This window comes from Enorma phocaeensis (assembly GCF_900186505.1).
In the GTDB taxonomy this organism is placed as follows: domain Bacteria; phylum Actinomycetota; class Coriobacteriia; order Coriobacteriales; family Coriobacteriaceae; genus Enorma; species Enorma phocaeensis.
In genome coordinates, this window is record NZ_LT891970.1 from 940515 (window position 1) to 955643 (window position 15129).

12 protein-coding genes are annotated in these 15129 nt (G+C 61.4%); 11 read left to right on the forward strand and 1 reads right to left on the reverse strand.

Going from position 1 to position 15129, the window contains the following annotated elements; genetic code table 11:
* Window positions 1-14: 14 nt before the first annotated feature.
* From carB to C1717_RS10230, 11 genes are all read left to right on the forward strand, one after another.
* Window positions 15-3308 carry a carbamoyl-phosphate synthase large subunit gene (gene carB, locus C1717_RS10185; RefSeq protein WP_102373031.1) on the forward strand — a complete coding sequence of 1098 codons (3294 nt, stop codon included), beginning with the start codon at window positions 15-17 and terminating at the stop codon, window positions 3306-3308.
* A 128-nt stretch (window positions 3309-3436) separates the two neighbouring features.
* Window positions 3437-4528, forward strand: a complete 1092-nt coding sequence (locus tag C1717_RS10190; protein ID WP_102373032.1) for a M42 family metallopeptidase — start codon at window positions 3437-3439, stop codon at window positions 4526-4528.
* Window positions 4529-4636: 108 nt separating this feature from the next.
* Complete coding sequence (locus C1717_RS10195) at window positions 4637-5023, forward strand: helix-turn-helix domain-containing protein (RefSeq protein ID WP_102373033.1); 387 nt, start codon at window positions 4637-4639, stop codon at window positions 5021-5023.
* Window positions 5024-5149: 126 nt separating this feature from the next.
* Complete coding sequence (locus C1717_RS10200) at window positions 5150-6334, forward strand: FprA family A-type flavoprotein (RefSeq protein WP_102373034.1); 1185 nt, start codon at window positions 5150-5152, stop codon at window positions 6332-6334.
* Window positions 6335-6607: 273 nt separating this feature from the next.
* Entirely contained in the window at window positions 6608-6763 is a 156-nt protein-coding gene (locus tag C1717_RS10645) for a hypothetical protein (protein WP_180965929.1), read from the forward strand.
* A 94-nt stretch (window positions 6764-6857) separates the two neighbouring features.
* Entirely contained in the window at window positions 6858-7850 is a 993-nt protein-coding gene (locus C1717_RS10205; protein ID WP_102372779.1) for an IS30 family transposase, read from the forward strand.
* A gap of 100 nt (window positions 7851-7950) precedes the next feature.
* On the forward strand, window positions 7951-10587 hold the full coding sequence (locus C1717_RS10210) for a proton-conducting transporter transmembrane domain-containing protein (protein ID WP_245859673.1): 2637 nt from the start codon (window positions 7951-7953) through the stop codon (window positions 10585-10587).
* A gap of 12 nt (window positions 10588-10599) precedes the next feature.
* Window positions 10600-11037 carry an NADH-quinone oxidoreductase subunit B family protein gene (locus tag C1717_RS10215; RefSeq protein WP_102373036.1) on the forward strand — a complete coding sequence of 146 codons (438 nt, stop codon included), beginning with the start codon at window positions 10600-10602 and terminating at the stop codon, window positions 11035-11037.
* 8 nt (window positions 11038-11045) lie between these two features.
* Complete coding sequence (locus C1717_RS10220; RefSeq protein WP_102373037.1) at window positions 11046-11714, forward strand: NADH-quinone oxidoreductase subunit C; 669 nt, start codon at window positions 11046-11048, stop codon at window positions 11712-11714.
* A 2-nt stretch (window positions 11715-11716) separates the two neighbouring features.
* Window positions 11717-12805 carry a hydrogenase large subunit gene (locus tag C1717_RS10225; RefSeq protein ID WP_102373038.1) on the forward strand — a complete coding sequence of 363 codons (1089 nt, stop codon included), beginning with the start codon at window positions 11717-11719 and terminating at the stop codon, window positions 12803-12805.
* A gap of 6 nt (window positions 12806-12811) precedes the next feature.
* Window positions 12812-13339: a 4Fe-4S binding protein gene (locus C1717_RS10230; protein ID WP_102373039.1), complete on the forward strand. Its 528-nt coding sequence runs from the start codon at window positions 12812-12814 to the stop codon at window positions 13337-13339.
* Between the two features lie 43 nt (window positions 13340-13382).
* Here the strand turns inward: C1717_RS10230 and C1717_RS10235 are convergent, their stop codons facing one another.
* A complete protein-coding gene (locus tag C1717_RS10235) occupies window positions 13383-14999 on the reverse strand; it encodes a Mur ligase family protein (protein ID WP_102373040.1) in 1617 nt (538 codons plus the stop codon).
* Window positions 15000-15129 lie beyond the last annotated feature (130 nt).

Genomic DNA, 15129 nt, shown 5'->3' on the forward strand with positions numbered 1-15129 from the left:
CAAGGAGAGCAATCATGCCCAAACGGGAAGATATCAAGCGGATTCTTGTCATCGGGTCGGGTCCGATCGTCATCGGCCAAGCGTGCGAGTTCGATTACTCGGGCACGCAGGCTTGCAAGGTTCTCAAAGAGGACGGCTACGAGGTCATCTTGGTGAACTCGAACCCCGCGACGATCATGACCGATCCCGAACTCGCCGATAGAACCTACGTTGAGCCGGTTACACCGGAGTTCATCGAACGGGTTATCGAGGCCGAGCATCCCGATGCGCTGCTGCCGACGCTAGGAGGGCAGACCGGCCTCAATGCTGCGGTCGAGCTCGCCAAGTCGGGGGTGCTCGACCGGTATGGTGTCGAGATGATCGGCTGCGACCTTGCTGCCATCGAGCGTGGCGAGGATCGCAAGCTCTTCAATGAGGCGATGGCGGAGATCGGGCTCGAGGTCGCTCGCAGCGGATATGCCTATTCCATCGAGGATGCGATTGCCATTGCTGGGCGGGTGGGGTACCCGTGCGTTTTGCGTCCAAGCTTCACCCTCGGCGGCGCGGGCGGAGGCATCGCGCGCAGCGAGCAAGAGCTGATCGAAGTCGTGCGCCAGGGCCTCGAGCTCAGTCCCGCCCACGAGGTGCTGGTCGAGGAGAGCATCGAGGGATGGAAGGAATACGAGATGGAGGTCATGCGCGACCGTGCCGGCAACGGCATCATCGTTTGCTCCATCGAAAACCTCGATCCCATGGGCGTGCACACGGGCGATTCCATCACCGTAGCGCCTGCGCAGACGCTTTCTGATCTCGAGTACCAGCGCATGCGCGTCGCTTCGTTGGCAATCCTCGAGAAGATCGGGGTCGAGACGGGCGGCTCAAACGTTCAGTTCGCGGTAAATCCCCAAAACGGGCGTCTCATCGTCATCGAGATGAACCCTCGTGTCTCGCGATCGTCCGCTCTCGCATCGAAGGCAACGGGTTTTCCCATCGCGAAGGCGGCGGCGCGCCTCGCCGTGGGATATACGCTCGACGAGATCGTGAACGATATCACCGGTGCCACCCCGGCATGCTTCGAGCCGGCGATCGACTACTGCGTGGTCAAGATGCCGCGCTTCGCGTTCGAGAAGTTTAAGGGGGCCGATGACACCCTTTCGACGCGCATGAAGGCAGTGGGTGAGGTCATGGCCATCGGCCGCACCTTCGAGGAGGCCCTGGGCAAAGCCGTGAGGTCGCTCGAAGACGGGCATCTGGGTATCATGCCCGTTGGGAAGGACGGGGAAGGTCTTAGGGCTGAGGATGACGATGCCCTTGCAAAGCAGATCGCAACTCCTACGGGTGAGCGCATCTTCTCGGTGGTCGAGGCCGTGCGGCGCGGATGGGATACGGCGCGCGTGCATGGTTTGAGCGGTATAGACCCCTGGTTCATCGAACGCCTGCGCGACATGGTTGCCGTTCGTGCGTGCATCGAGGGTCTGCGCATCGAGGACATCGATGCCGAGTCGATGCTTTTGCTCAAGCAGTACGGAACAAGCGACGCCGAGATCGCCGAGATCACGGCTACCGATGAGCGCTTCGTCCGCGCGTATCGCCACGGCCTGGGCGTCCTGCCCTGCATGAAGACGGTGGATACCTGCGCTGGCGAATTCGCGTGCAGCACCGAGTACCATTACAAGACCTACGAGGCTCCGGTGATGCAGGTCGGTTCCACCGCGCCCGCGAACCAGAACGAGTGCGCGCCGACGACCAAACCGAAGATCATGATCTTAGGGGCCGGCCCGAACCGCATCGGACAGGGAATCGAGTTCGATTATTGCTGCGTGCATGCGAGCTATGCGCTCGAGGATCGGGGCTTCGAGACCATAATGGTCAACTGCAACCCCGAGACGGTCTCAACTGATTACGATACGAGCGATCGGCTGTACTTCGAGCCGCTCACCTACGAGGACGTCATGGACATCATAGACGTGGAGCGGCCCGATGGCGTTATCGTCACGCTGGGCGGTCAAACGCCGCTTAAGCTCGCCCGCCCGCTCGAGCAGGCTGGCGTGCGCATCCTGGGAACGCAGCCCGCCGCCATCGATCTAGCCGAGGACCGCGAGCGCTTCAGCGCCCTCCTCGACGATCTGGGAATCCTGTACCCGCCGTCGGGCGAGGCACGGAGCTTCGAAGAGGCCGAGCGCGTCGCTGAGCGCATCGGATTTCCGCTGCTCGTGCGTCCGAGCTATGTTCTCGGCGGCCGTGGCATGATGATCGCCTACGATGCGGAGCACCTGCGTTCCTATATGGAGGAGGCGGTGCGCGTATCCCCCGACTATCCCGTTTATCTCGATCGTTTCCTCGAAGGTGCCACGGAATGCGATGTCGATGCGCTGTGCGATGGCAATGAGGTCTACATCGGGGGCATCCTTGAGCACATAGAGGAGGCGGGCATCCATTCAGGAGACTCCGCAACGTGCATTCCGCCGTTTTCCTTCTCGGACGAGCTGTGTGCAAAGCTCCGCGAGACAACGGCGCGCATCGCACTTGCGGTGCACGTCCAGGGCCTTGTGAATGTGCAGTACGCCATTCAGGGAGATACGGTTTACGTCATCGAGGCGAATCCCCGCGCAAGCAGGACGGTGCCCTTTATCTCAAAAGCGACGGGCGTCCCCCTTGCGAAATGCGCCGCACGCATCATGGCGGGTGAGAGTATCGCGGACCTTGGCCTGCCAGCAGACGATCGTCAGCTCGGGCGCTTCTGCATGAAGGAAGCGGTGATGCCTTGGGGACGGTTCCCCGGTGCTGACGTGGCGCTGGGCCCCGAGATGAAATCCACCGGCGAGGTCATGGGCATCGCGAAGAGCTACCCGGAAGCGTATGCCAAGACCCAGCTCGCCATCAGCTACGAGCTGCCCACTCCGGCGAGTGGCAAGGTCTTCATATCGGTGAACGACCGCGACAAGCGCACCATTCTCCCGCTCGCTCGCATCTTGCGATACCTGGGATTCGAGATCTGCTCGACGGAAGGCACCGCACGCGTGCTCGCGGGCGGAAACGTCCCGTGCGAGATCGTGCGCAAGTTCAGCGGCGAGCACCCCAACATCGTCGATATGGTTGCATCTGGCGAGATCGCGTTCATGATCAACACGCCCTTTGGTCAGGAGGCGCGCGGAGACGGGTACCGATTGCGCACCGAGGCTGTCCGCCGGGGCGTAACCTGCATCACGGCGCTCTCCGCAGCGAATGCCTTTGTCGCCGCTATTGAAGCTACCCAATCGACGCAAGGCGAGCAACCCGGCGCTTTCGAGGTCATCGCTCTTCAAGATCTTCCACGTTTCGAGGCATAGTTGCTGGCGGATAAGATGCATCTACTATGTGAATGGCTGGGTATCGTGGAAGGCATCAGGGTGGTTGCGCCTATGTGTCAGGATAGGTGAACTATCATCGTGAGGGCTTTGCACGAAAGGGGCGAACGATGATTGAAGTATCCAATGATGCATGGGCGATAGACCGATCAGAGCTCTCGGAACTGCTTTGCCGCCTATCCCAAGCAAAGGCGCCCTCTGGTTTTGAGGACGAGGTCGTCGAGGTGGTGCGTGACTTCTGCCAAGGGTGGGCGACGGTTGACGTCGACTCCCTTCTCAACGTCACCATCACACCCAATACCGTGACCGGGGAAAAGCCGCTGCTGCTTCTGGATGCGCATGGCGACGAGGTGGGGGCGCTGGTGCGCGCCATCAAAGCGAACGGCACCATGAGCTTCGTGGAGCTCGGACGCTTTACCAAGGGCACTATGGGCGGTCAGGACGTGTACGTGCGCATGGCTGATGGCGAATGGGTGCGCGGCGTCATGGGGGTCCGACCCCCTCATTTCTCTGCTGTGAACCAAGGAGGGGAATCGGAGGTCCTCCTCGACATCGGCGCGGTTTCGAAGAGCGATGCCATCGAGCGCTTTGGAGCGGGGATCGGCGAGCCGGTGGTGCCAGCGACCCACTATTCGTACGATGAAGGACGCGACATCGCTGTGGGAAAGGCGTTCGACTGCCGCGCCGGCGTATGCGCCCTGCTTATCGCGTTGCGCAGGCTCTCGTGCCTCGAGAACCTGCCGGTGGATGTCGTGGGATGCGTTTCCGCCCAGGAAGAGGTTGGTGAACGCGGCATCGCCGAAGTGGTTCGCCGCGTCAAGCCGGATATCGCGTTCGCGTTCGAGGGCTGTCCCGCCGATGACACGTTCGTGCCGGCAGATGAGGTGCAGACCGCGCTCGGATGCGGACCGATGTTCAGGTATTTCGATGTGAGCATGATCACGAACCCGCGCTACCAACGCTTTGTTTTGGCACTTGCCGGGCGGGAAGGGATAGCCTGTCAGACATCGGTGCGCGCAGGCGGTTCCACGAACGGTGGTCCGCTCCACACGCACGGGGTGCCGTGCGTGGTGGCGGGCGTACCGTGCCGTTACATCCATGCCGGCACGGCTCTTTGCGCGCTGTCCGACATCGAGTCGGCGGCACGGATTGCAGTTGCTACGGCATGTGCGCTCGACGAGAAGCTGGTGCGCTCGTTCTGAGGACCGCTTGCCTCGCTGCGGCGATAACGAGGGCCTGTATGGCGGGCGAGCGCGCCGGCGAGGGTGTAATGCCTTAGAACGCGCGAGTTTGAAGGGGAGGACTTTGAGATGGCGCGACCGCGGGGGAGCGGCTATTCCGTTGATGTGCGCCGTGCGGCGGCTGAGCTGTTTGCCGCCGGCAAAGGCTATCGCGTGGCAGCCCGCACGCTCGCTATTCCAGAGACCGTCGCTCGATCGTGGGCGAGAACCTTCGCAGTAGGGGGCGCGGACGCCCTCCTTGCCAGCCCGCAGCATCGAACGTCATACGAATTGGAGGTCAAGGTTGCGGCAGCGCACGACCACGTGGACCGTGGCAAGAGCCTACGCGAGGTCATGGTGGCTCATGGCATAGCCAGCGAGGCGGCGCTGAGGCTCTGGTGTCGAAAGTACCGCGCGGGCGGGGCGGAGGCCCTCGCGGAACGCCCCCGTGGCCCTAAACCGCGCGGTAACGCATGAACACGAGAGAAACATCTTCTGCAGGGTAGCATTTACACGACAGGCGCACATCGTTCGAGTACTATAGAAACGATGCCGTAGCGCTTTGCGCTGCGGCGCGAACATCGACATCTGAGAGGAATCATCATGCTTAACGCTATAGAGGTTTCGCCTAAGGTTTGGTGGGTTGGCGGCATCGACTGGAACGAGCGGTCGTTCCATGGATACACCACCGAGCGCGGTATCACCTACAATGCCTACCTCATCATGGACGAGACGGTGACGCTCATCGACACCGCCAAGGCCACCTTCACCGATGAGTTCATCCAGCGAATCAGCCAGGTGGTCGATCCGGCCCAGATCGGCTTGGTCGTGACGAATCACGTCGAGATGGACCACTCTGGCAGTTTGCCGAAGATCCATGAGCTCGCGCCCAATGCGCGCATCGTGGCGAGTGCCCCCGCCGGCGTGAACGAGATCCGCGCCCATTTTGGCATCGAGGTCGAGGGCGTGAAGACCGGCGACTCCATCTGCATCGGCGAGCGCACGCTTCATTTCGTGCAGACTCCCATGGTGCACTGGCCGGATAACATGGTCACCTGGTGCCCCGAGGACGGCATCCTCTTCTCCAACGATGCGTTCGGCCAGCACTTCGCCACCACGAAGCGCTTCGATGACGAGAACGATCTGTGCGAGGTCATGAAGCAGGCCAAGAAGTACTATGCCAACATCGTATGGCCCTACGGTGCCCAGGTGCAGAAGGCCATGGCTGCCCTTGCCGGCCTCGATATCAAGCTCATCGCTCCTTCGCATGGCGTGATGTGGCGCAGCCATATCGCCGAGATCCTTGAGCGCTACCAGGCATGGAGCACCTACCAGACGGAGGAGAAGGCCGTCGTGGTCTACGACTCCATGTGGCATTCGACCGAGTCGATGGCGCGCGAGATCTGCGATGCTTTCATCAAGGAGGGCGTTTCCGCTCAGCTTATCGATGTGAAGAACACGCATATCTCGGACATTATGCTGTATCTTGCGGACGCACGCTACGTTGCGTGCGGGTCGCCTACGCTTAACTCCAACATGATGCCTACCATGGCGAGCTTCCTTACCTACATGCGCGGTCTCTCGCCCAAGAACGACCAGCGCATCGGCATCGCGTTCGGCAGCTACGGTTGGGCACCGCTCGGTCCCAAGCAGGTATATGCCGAGATGGAGAACATGAAGTTCAACATGGCCTGCCCCGTCATCGCGCAGCAGTGGATTCCGTCTGCGGAGAACCTTGCCGAGCTTCAGGCTCAGGTAGCTCAGATCGTCGAGGACGCCCGCGCGTAGGACAGGCTTCATCGGAGCGACTTGATAGTGCTGCATATGCGGCGGTCGGGCAAGCGCCCGGCCGCCGTCTCTTGTCTCGGCGAGTTGCGTGGCGTTCAGCTGGACGAAACGCCATCCCCTCTGCAGCCCTTTTGGTAGCGCTCATGATCATCGGGAACCGAGCGCTGCCAATGGAGGGGTGGTATCCCAACCAAAACGAAGCGGCATGCAAACAACAGCAAGAGCTATTGGACTATACTGAATCAATCTGCTGCTTTGTGCGAGAGGGTGCTTATGTCTCTATTGGGAATCTTGATCGCATCTCCCCTACTCGTGGCCGTTGCCCTGCTAGCGTTTCGGACAGACCGCGCGCGCGATGCCATCGTTGTGCTGTCCGCAGCGGTAATAGGCATCGCGAGCGTCTGCGTGGCGGTGGCATTTCTGGCTTAGTTTTTCATTCCAAGTGCAACAACGCCCGATGGGGACGGCCCATGGCGCCCTGATACGATGGTGCTTGCGACGACAACATCATCAGGAGGCAGCCATGGGCCGGTACAGCCATCTTACCATCGAGGAGCGCGAGGACGTCATGTGCCTGCGCAGGCAGGGGAAGGGCGTCTCCGAGATCGCCCGCGAGATCCACAGGGACAAGTCCACCGTGTCCAGGGAGCTCGCGCGCAACTCCTGCGCCGCGTCGACCGCGCGCCCCTGGTACCGGGCCTCGACCGCCCAGCGGCGCTACGAGGCGCGCAGGGAGGCGTGCCGCAGGCCGCGGCTGCTCGACGACCCCGAGAGGCTCGAGCTCGTCAGGGAGCACGTGCTCGAGGGGCGCTGGTCGCCCGAGCAGCTGGAGGGGCGCATCCGCCTCGAGCGCCCCGACCTCGCCGTCAGCGACACGACGATCTACCGCGCGATCGGCTCCGGCTCGCTCGACCGCTGCGTGGGCGGCCGAAGGGCGTCGGCGAGGCTGAGGCGCGGCGGCAGGCGGCGGAAGCGCCGGGACGGCTCCGAGCTGCGCGGGAAGATCAAGGTGTCGCACGAGCTCTCCGAGCGGCCCGCCGAGGCGGGCGCCCGCTCGCGGGTCGGCGACTGGGAGGGCGACACGGTCGCCGGGCGCGCCGGCGGCGCGTGCCTCGTCACCATGGTCGACCGCATGAGCGGCTACCTGGCCGGCCGCAAGTCGCCCTCGAAGAGGAAGGGCGACGTGAGGGGGGCGATGGTCGAGTCGATGCGCGGCCACGCCGTGGAGACCGTCACCCTGGACCGGGGCAAGGAGTTCGCCGAGCACGCCCTGTTCACCGAGGCCGTCGGGGCCGAGTGCTACTTCTGCCCGCCGCACCACCCGTGGGACCGCGGGACCAACGAGAACACCAACGGGCTGCTGAGGCAGTACTTCCCAAAGGGCTGCGACCTGGACGCCGTGAGCGACGAGGAGGTCGAGAGGGTGTACGATGAGCTGAACCGCAGGCCTCGCAAGCGCCTGGGGTATCTGACGCCGTACGAGGTCTACCGATCGGCCTCGTTGCACTTGCTGTGAAAAACTAAGGGGGAATCCCACGACCTTTCCATTCGATCCGGGACTTTCGCTGGTAGGCAACTATATTGCCGTTGCGGTCGACCTGTTCCTATGCGGCTTCGTGTTCGTGCAGGCCATTCGCTGCCGTAACCACATCATGCTGGCGCTCTCTGCCGTCCAGCTCGCCGTTTCCGTTTGGTGCGGTTCGTTTGCCCTGCATCCAGAAGACGCAATGGCCGAGCCTATGTACATCGATACCCTCTCGGTGATCATGGTGCTCATCGTGGGGCTTGTGGGCAGTGCCATCTGCGTATACGCGCTCGGTTATATGAAGGACTTCCAGCACCATGAGGAGGAAGCGGCTCGACGTGGGCATACCGAGGTGAGCGATCGACGCCATCAGTTCATCGCCCTCATGTTCCTCTTCCTCTCCGCGATGTTCATCATCGTGACAGCCGATAACCTCGATTGGCTTGTTGCTGGTTGGGAAATCACCACGGTCTGCTCGTACCTCATGATCGGTTTCACGCGCACGCCCGAGGCGAAGCAGAACGCGATTCTCCAAATCAACCTCAATATGGTCGGCGGCCTCGCGTTCCATGTGGCTCTGGTGATGCTGCACGTTGCAGGCGTACCGCTTGCCATCAACGGGCTTGCAGAGCTCGCTACGGGAAGCCAGGCCGGTCTGCTCGTCCTTCCGCTCCTGCTGCTTTCCATCGCCGGTCTTACGAAGGCGGCGCAGATGCCATTCCATAGCTGGCTTTTGGGCGCCATGGTGGCCCCTACGCCCACCAGCGCCCTGCTGCACTCCTCCACCATGGTCAAGGCGGGCGTGTTCCTGCTGGTGAAGCTGGCGCCGCTGTACATGGTGTTCCCGGTTGCATCCACTATGGTGGTGACCGTCGGCGGCGTGACGTTCGTGCTCTGCAGCTTCTTGGCCATCAGCCAGAGCAACGCCAAGCGCGTGCTTGCCTACTCCACGATTGCCAACCTCGGTCTCATTTCCGCCTGCGCGGGTGTGGGCACTGCCGAGGCGTTGTGGGCCGCGATCTTCCTCATCATCTTCCACACGGTTTCGAAGTCGATTCTGTTCCTGTGCGTTGGTACGGTCGAGCATCGCATCGGCAGCCGCAACATCGAGGACATGGATGGTCTTTTCAGCCGACTGCCGCACCTCACGCGCTTCATGATGCTCGGCATCTTGGGTATGTTCGTGGCACCGTTCGGCATGCTCATCTCCAAGTGGGCGACGCTCGTCTCGTTTGCCGAGACCGGCAACGTGCTCTTCCTCATCTTGCTCGCCTTCGGCTCGGCAGCGACGTTCTTCTTCTGGGCCAAATGGCTTGGCAAGCTCGCTGGAGTGGCCCAGAAGGCCGATAACGTAGAAGGCGGCGTTCATAAGTCCGAGTGGTTCGCGATCGGCTTCATCGCCATGCTGCTGCTCGGCTGCTGCCTCGGGCTTCCGATTATCTCGACGCAAGTGGTCTCGCCTTACCTCGAGTTCGTCTTCAATCGCAACCCGCAGTTCATCGGCGTGGACAACATGGTCATCATGGTGGTCATCGTGGCGTTCATCGCCATCGTGCTGCTCACGCCATGGGGCCGCGCTACCAAGAAGCGGCGCGTTGAGGTTTACCTGGGCGGTACCTGCACCGACCCGGATAGCCGCCGCTTCCATGGCGCCATGGGGCGCACCATGACCTCCACCAAGCGCAACTGGTACATGGAGGATGTTTTCCCGGAGCGCCTTATCACCAATGCAGGGCTGATAATCTGTGGCGCTGTGATGGTCATGGCGTTCGCTGCCTGCTTCATCTTCGACACCTCGGCGCTTGTTGCCGGAACATTCTATGTCGAGCGCATGGTCCGGCTGGTCGGGCCAGAGCTTCCCGGCCTACTTGCGGGAGTCGTGGTGTTTGCCGTCTGCGCTCCCGTTTTGGGTTGTCTGCTTGACGGGCTCGACCGAAAGGTGAGCGCTCGCATGCAGGGCCGTGTGGGCCCGCGCCTCCTGCAGCCGTACTATGATGTGCGCAAGCTGCTCGGCAAGGAAGACGCGAGCGTCAACGCTGTCGACGAGGCGTATGTTACCTGCGCGCTCATCTTCTGCATCCTCGCTGGCGGCATGTTCGTTTCGGGCTCGAATCTGCTCATGTGCATCTTCTTGGTCACGCTGGCGACGCTGTTCGTGATCATCGCCGCCTATTCGGCCCGCAGCCCCTTCGCCGATACCGGCGCCGATCGCGAATGCCTCCAGGTCATGAGCTATGAGCCCATGTTGCTCATCATGTCGGTGGGATTCTTCACGGCGACGCAGTCCTTCGATGTGGCCCAGCTGTTCCATCTCCAGTCGCCTATCATCGTGACGCTCATCCCCATCTTCTGTGGGCTACTCTTCATCCTAACCATCAAGCTGAGGAAGAGTCCATTCGATCTCTCGTACAGCCATCATGCGCACCAGGAGCTCGTGAAGGGCATTACGACCGAGATGAGCGGCCGCACGCTCGCCAAGGTCGAGATCATGCATTGGTGCGAGAGCGTGCTGTTCCTCATGTGGGTGGGCATGTTCTTCGTCTGGGATAATCCGCTATCGCTGGTGCTTGCGCTCGCGGTGATCGCCGTAACGTGGTTCCTCGAGGTTTCCATTGATAACAACTTCGCACGTATGAAGTGGCAGAGCTGCCTCAAGTACGCTTGGCTCGTGGCGCTCGTTGTGGGCGTTGTGAACCTGTTCTACGTGCTCGTCACCCCGTTCATCTAGGAAGTGAGTAACATGGCCTATTCCTCCAAATCGCCGTGGCTCATCCATTACGATGGCTCGAGCTGCAATGGCTGCGACATCGAGGTGCTCGACGCCATGATGCCACTCTACGATATCGAGCGCTTCGGCATCATCAATACGGGCAACCCCAAGCATGCGGACATCTTCCTGGTGACCGGCGGTATCAACCATCAGAACATCAACGTGGTCAAGCACATCTACGACCAGATGCTCGAGCCTAAGGTCGTGGTCGCGTGCGGTATCTGCGCCTGCACCGGTGGCGTGTTCCGTGATTGCTACAACATGATCGGCGGCGTGGACAAGGCGATTCCCGTCGACGTATACGCACCGGGGTGCGCCGTCCGTCCAGAGACCATCATCGATGCCGTGCTCAAGGCTGTTGAGATATTGGATCAGAAGGCGGCCAAGCTCGCCGAGTCCCGAAAGTAGGAGGGCGGATGTACACCACCGAGTTCATCGACATCCCCTTGGGCGAGCTGCTCACGCGCATTCAAACGCTCAAGCACCAGGGAATGCGCTTCATCCAGATGTGCGCCGAGACCACCGCGGCGGGCATCGATCTTATCTACACGTTCTACGATGAGACCTGCGATAACGCTTTGAACTTGTGCGTCTACGGCATAGACAAGACCTCCGAGGTACCTTCCATCCAGGGTCTGTACTTCGCAGCGTTCAGCTATGAGAACGAGACGCACGACCTGTACGGAGTTCGCTTCATCAACATGAAGCTCGACTTTGGTGGGAACTTCTTCAACGTTGCCTGCGAAGAGCCCATGACCGTCATCACGCCCGAGCTCAAGGCTGAGCGCGAGAAGATGGCCAAGCAGAAGGCTGCTGCCGCCGCGAAGGCGCGCAAAGCTGCCGAGGAAGCTCAGGCTGCGGAGGCGGATAGCGCGGTTGGCGCCAAGGCCGCGGCAGCTGCCGAGGGCAAGCAGGCTGGTTCCGTTGCCGACAAGGAGGATCTCGCGGCGAGCGCGCAGGCAGCCAAAGACCGCGCGGCAAAGATGGAAGCCAAGTTGGCCGCCATGGACCCCGAGAAGGCTGCGAAGGTCCGTGCCGCGCTCGCTGCGAAGGCAGCCAAAGCGGCGACGAAGGATGGTGAGTAGCGATGGCGACTCGTTCGGTTATCCCCTTTGGTCCGCAGCATCCGGTGCTGCCGGAACCGATACACCTCGATCTCGTTGTCCAAGACGAGCGCGTTGTGGAAGCAATCCCGCAGATCGGCTTCATTCACCGCGGTCTTGAGAAACTTGTTGAGAAGCGCGATTTCAACCAGTTCGTCTATGTAGCCGAGCGTACCTGCGGCATTTGCAGCGTAGGTCATGGCTGGGGGTATGTGAGCGCAACGGAGAAGCTGCTTGGCCTCGAGATGCCGCGGCGTGTAGAGTATCTTCGCACGATTTTGGAGGAGCTCTCGCGCATTCATTCCCACTTGCTTTGGTTGGGCCTGCTTGCAGACGCCTTTGGCTTCGAAGCGCTCTTCAACCATTGCTGGCGCCTGCGCGAGACCATCCTCGACATCTTTCAGCGCACCTGCGGCGGTCGCATCATCCTTTCGATCATGATCGTTGGCGGCATGGCACATGACATCGAAGATACCGAGCTCAAAGCCATCTGCGATCAGCTCGAGAGCCTCAAGTGCGATTATCAGCAGATCGTGAACACCATGATGGGGGATTCCTCTGTGAAGGACCGTCTGTGCGGCGTGGGTGTCATCTCATTCGAGGATGCTCACGAGCTCTCGATGGTGGGACCGTTTGCCAAGGGCTCAGGTGTCGAGCATGACATGCGCACGACCGGGTACGGTGCGTACGGCGACCTCGAGCACTTCGAGCCGATCATCTCCAACGAGTGTGACTGCTATGCCCGCTGCAAGGTTCGCTGCGAGGAGGTATACCAAGCCATCGACATCATCGAGGAACTCGTGGCCAAGATGCCGCAGGATGGTATCGGCGGCAAGCCCAAGGCGAAGGTCGTTCCCGAAGGGCAAAGCCATGTGCTCATCGAGCAGCCGCGCGGCGAGGCGTTCTACTACGTGCGCGGCAACGGCACCAAGTACCTCGACCGCTTCCGCCTGCGCACGCCCACATCGCAGAATCTCGGCGGCTTGGTCAAAGCGCTCCAGGGCGTCGACCTGGCTGATGTGCCGATGATCATCCTGACGATCGACCCGTGCATCAGCTGCACGGAAAGGTAGGCGAGCATGGGAACGTTCAAGCTGGGCAAACTGACGCTGGGCTCGCTGTTCAAAAAGCCGGTCACGGTACGCTACCCGTATGAGAAGAGGGATTTCGAGAAGCTCTTCCCAAGGATGCGCGGGCATTTGGTCAACGATATCGACACCTGCATCCTATGCGGTATGTGCCAGCGCGCATGCCCGGTAGGAGCCATCACGGTGGATCGCAAAGGCGGGGACTGGACGGTTGATCCGTACCGCTGCATCCAATGCGCGAGCTGTACGCACGAGTGCCCTAAGAATTGCCTTTCGATGGAGCTGTGGCCAACGGAGCCTACGACCGAGCTCCATGTGATCAGCATGCACAAGGACATGCCGGCGAAGCCTGCTAAGCCCTCGGCGAAGGCGGCCGACGGCGGCTCAGCGCCCGCTGCAAGACCCAAGCGTGAGCTTACTCCGGAGCAACAGGCCCGTGTCGAGGCTGCGCGCAAGGCGGCGGCAGCCAAGAAAGCCGCCAAGAAGACGGACCAGAGCGCTGGGCAGGGTGCCGAGTAGGGCCGGACACAGCGACGGCAACGCGCTGAAGGCGTGATGGATCCTAGGATGCGAGAATCTCGCGGGCGAGCGCGAGGTCGCTTTTCACCCCGGGATACTCGTCGCCTCGATGTTGGCGGGTCTCGTCACCTTTAGCAAGGAGCAGTACCACGCTCTCGCCGTCATGGGCGCGGGCATCCTCGAAGGCGGCTGCGACGGCTTGCTCGCGATCGCAGATGATGCGGTAGGCTACGCCCGCGGGCGTATGAGCGGCCAGCTCGTCGCAGATATCCTCCACGCGCTCATGAGCCGGATCCTCCTCGGTATAGATGATGAGATCGGCGTAGGCTCCCGCAACGCGTGGTAGCGCTTCGCGCCGCTCCTGTGCCTTGCCGCCAGGCGCGCCGAACACCGCGATGATGCGGCGTCCGGGATACTCCTGCTCCACGGAGGAGAAAAGCGCCTGATACGAGAGTTCGTTGTGAGCGTAGTCGATTAAGGCGATGATTCGCCGGTCGGGCGTTGCTACAACCTCCATGCGGCCGGGAACGCGCAGGTGGGCAAGGCCATGCTTGATCGCGTCGTAGCTTACGCCGAGCAGGCGCGCGCATGCGATGGCGGCGAGTGCGTTTTCCACGTTGAAAAGGCCGGGGATGCCGAGTGCGATGTGCTCAGCTACCGGCTCCCCCTTGCGGGAGGGCGAATCCCCAAACGAACCTTGGGCATCAATTTCAGCAAGGTCGATGCACTCCAAAAGATCGAATTCCAAGCCAACCCCCGTCGAGATGACGTGGTCCGCTTGGAAGCAAGCGCGCTCATCGGGTTCAGGAGAGAAGGTCACCAGGGTCCGCGACGCTTGTGCTGCGGCGAGGACCTCGTCCAGGTGGTCGGTTGCAAGGTTAACCAGGGCGATGTCGCTCTGCGCGAAGATCTTGAGCTTGCTTTCGAGATAGTCCTCGAACGTGGGATGCTCCACGCCTGAGATATGGTCTCGACCGATGTTCAAGAAGGAGCCGATGCGCAACGGAACGCCGAGCATGCGATCGTATTTGAGGCCCTGGCTGGAGACCTCCATGACCATGTGGCGTCGGCCGGCTTGCACGGTGTTATGCAGGTGGCGCCAGAGCTCGGGGGCCTCAGGCGTGGTGTTATGGCTTTCGAAGCGCTCGACTCCGTCATCGGTGTCGATGGAACCCATGATCGAAGGCTCGTCGCCGGCGGCAGAAAGAATCGATTTCAGCATATACGCGGCGGTGGATTTGCCCTTGGTCCCTGTGATGCCCACGATATCGAGGTCGCGTTCGGGATGGCCGTAGATGATAGGCGCTGCTTGCGCCATTGCCGCACGAACATCGGAAGCAACAAGACGAGGGAGGTCGGGGGCGGCGCATTCGAGTTCGGCGACGAGCTCGGGATCGTCCTCGCAGAGGTAGGCGGCAGCACCGCCTGCGGCAGCAGAGCTGAGGAACGCGGGCTTGAAGCCCACTCCCTTGCAGACGAAGAGATTACCCGGCACGACCTCGCGTGAATCGACGGTCATTCCCGTAACGGGGACCGTCTCGCTTCCGGCGGGCTCGATGCGGGAAGATAGCCCTGAATCGAGCTCGCTGGCAAGATCGGCGAGCGCGATGGCAGGAAGTGTGGAACGGTGGGAAGGAACCGGTTGAAAAGGCGTCGTCACGAGGTCCTCCTGGGGAGTGTTTTACCGTCGGTTGACAGAGGGCATACGGGTATCTGTGATTATCACAGTATAATAAGCTGTGAGCGAAGTGACGAACAACACGGATGCCGCAGCGCCCTTCGCTATGATA

Excerpts from the sequence above, each read along its gene's own strand:
- carB (WP_102373031.1), top strand. The coding sequence starts at position 15 with ATGCCCAAACGGGAAGATATCAAGCGGATTCTTGTCATCGGGTCGGGT.
- C1717_RS10190 (WP_102373032.1), top strand. The coding sequence starts at position 3,437 with ATGATTGAAGTATCCAATGATGCATGGGCGATAGACCGATCAGAGCTC.
- C1717_RS10200 (WP_102373034.1), top strand. The coding sequence starts at position 5,150 with ATGCTTAACGCTATAGAGGTTTCGCCTAAGGTTTGGTGGGTTGGCGGC.
- C1717_RS10225 (WP_102373038.1), top strand. The coding sequence starts at position 11,717 with ATGGCGACTCGTTCGGTTATCCCCTTTGGTCCGCAGCATCCGGTGCTG.
- C1717_RS10215 (WP_102373036.1), top strand. The coding sequence starts at position 10,600 with ATGGCCTATTCCTCCAAATCGCCGTGGCTCATCCATTACGATGGCTCG.
- C1717_RS10195 (WP_102373033.1), top strand. The coding sequence starts at position 4,637 with ATGGCGCGACCGCGGGGGAGCGGCTATTCCGTTGATGTGCGCCGTGCG.
- C1717_RS10205 (WP_102372779.1), top strand. The coding sequence starts at position 6,858 with ATGGGCCGGTACAGCCATCTTACCATCGAGGAGCGCGAGGACGTCATG.
- C1717_RS10230 (WP_102373039.1), top strand. The coding sequence starts at position 12,812 with ATGGGAACGTTCAAGCTGGGCAAACTGACGCTGGGCTCGCTGTTCAAA.
- C1717_RS10645 (WP_180965929.1), top strand. The coding sequence starts at position 6,608 with ATGTCTCTATTGGGAATCTTGATCGCATCTCCCCTACTCGTGGCCGTT.
- C1717_RS10220 (WP_102373037.1), top strand. The coding sequence starts at position 11,046 with ATGTACACCACCGAGTTCATCGACATCCCCTTGGGCGAGCTGCTCACG.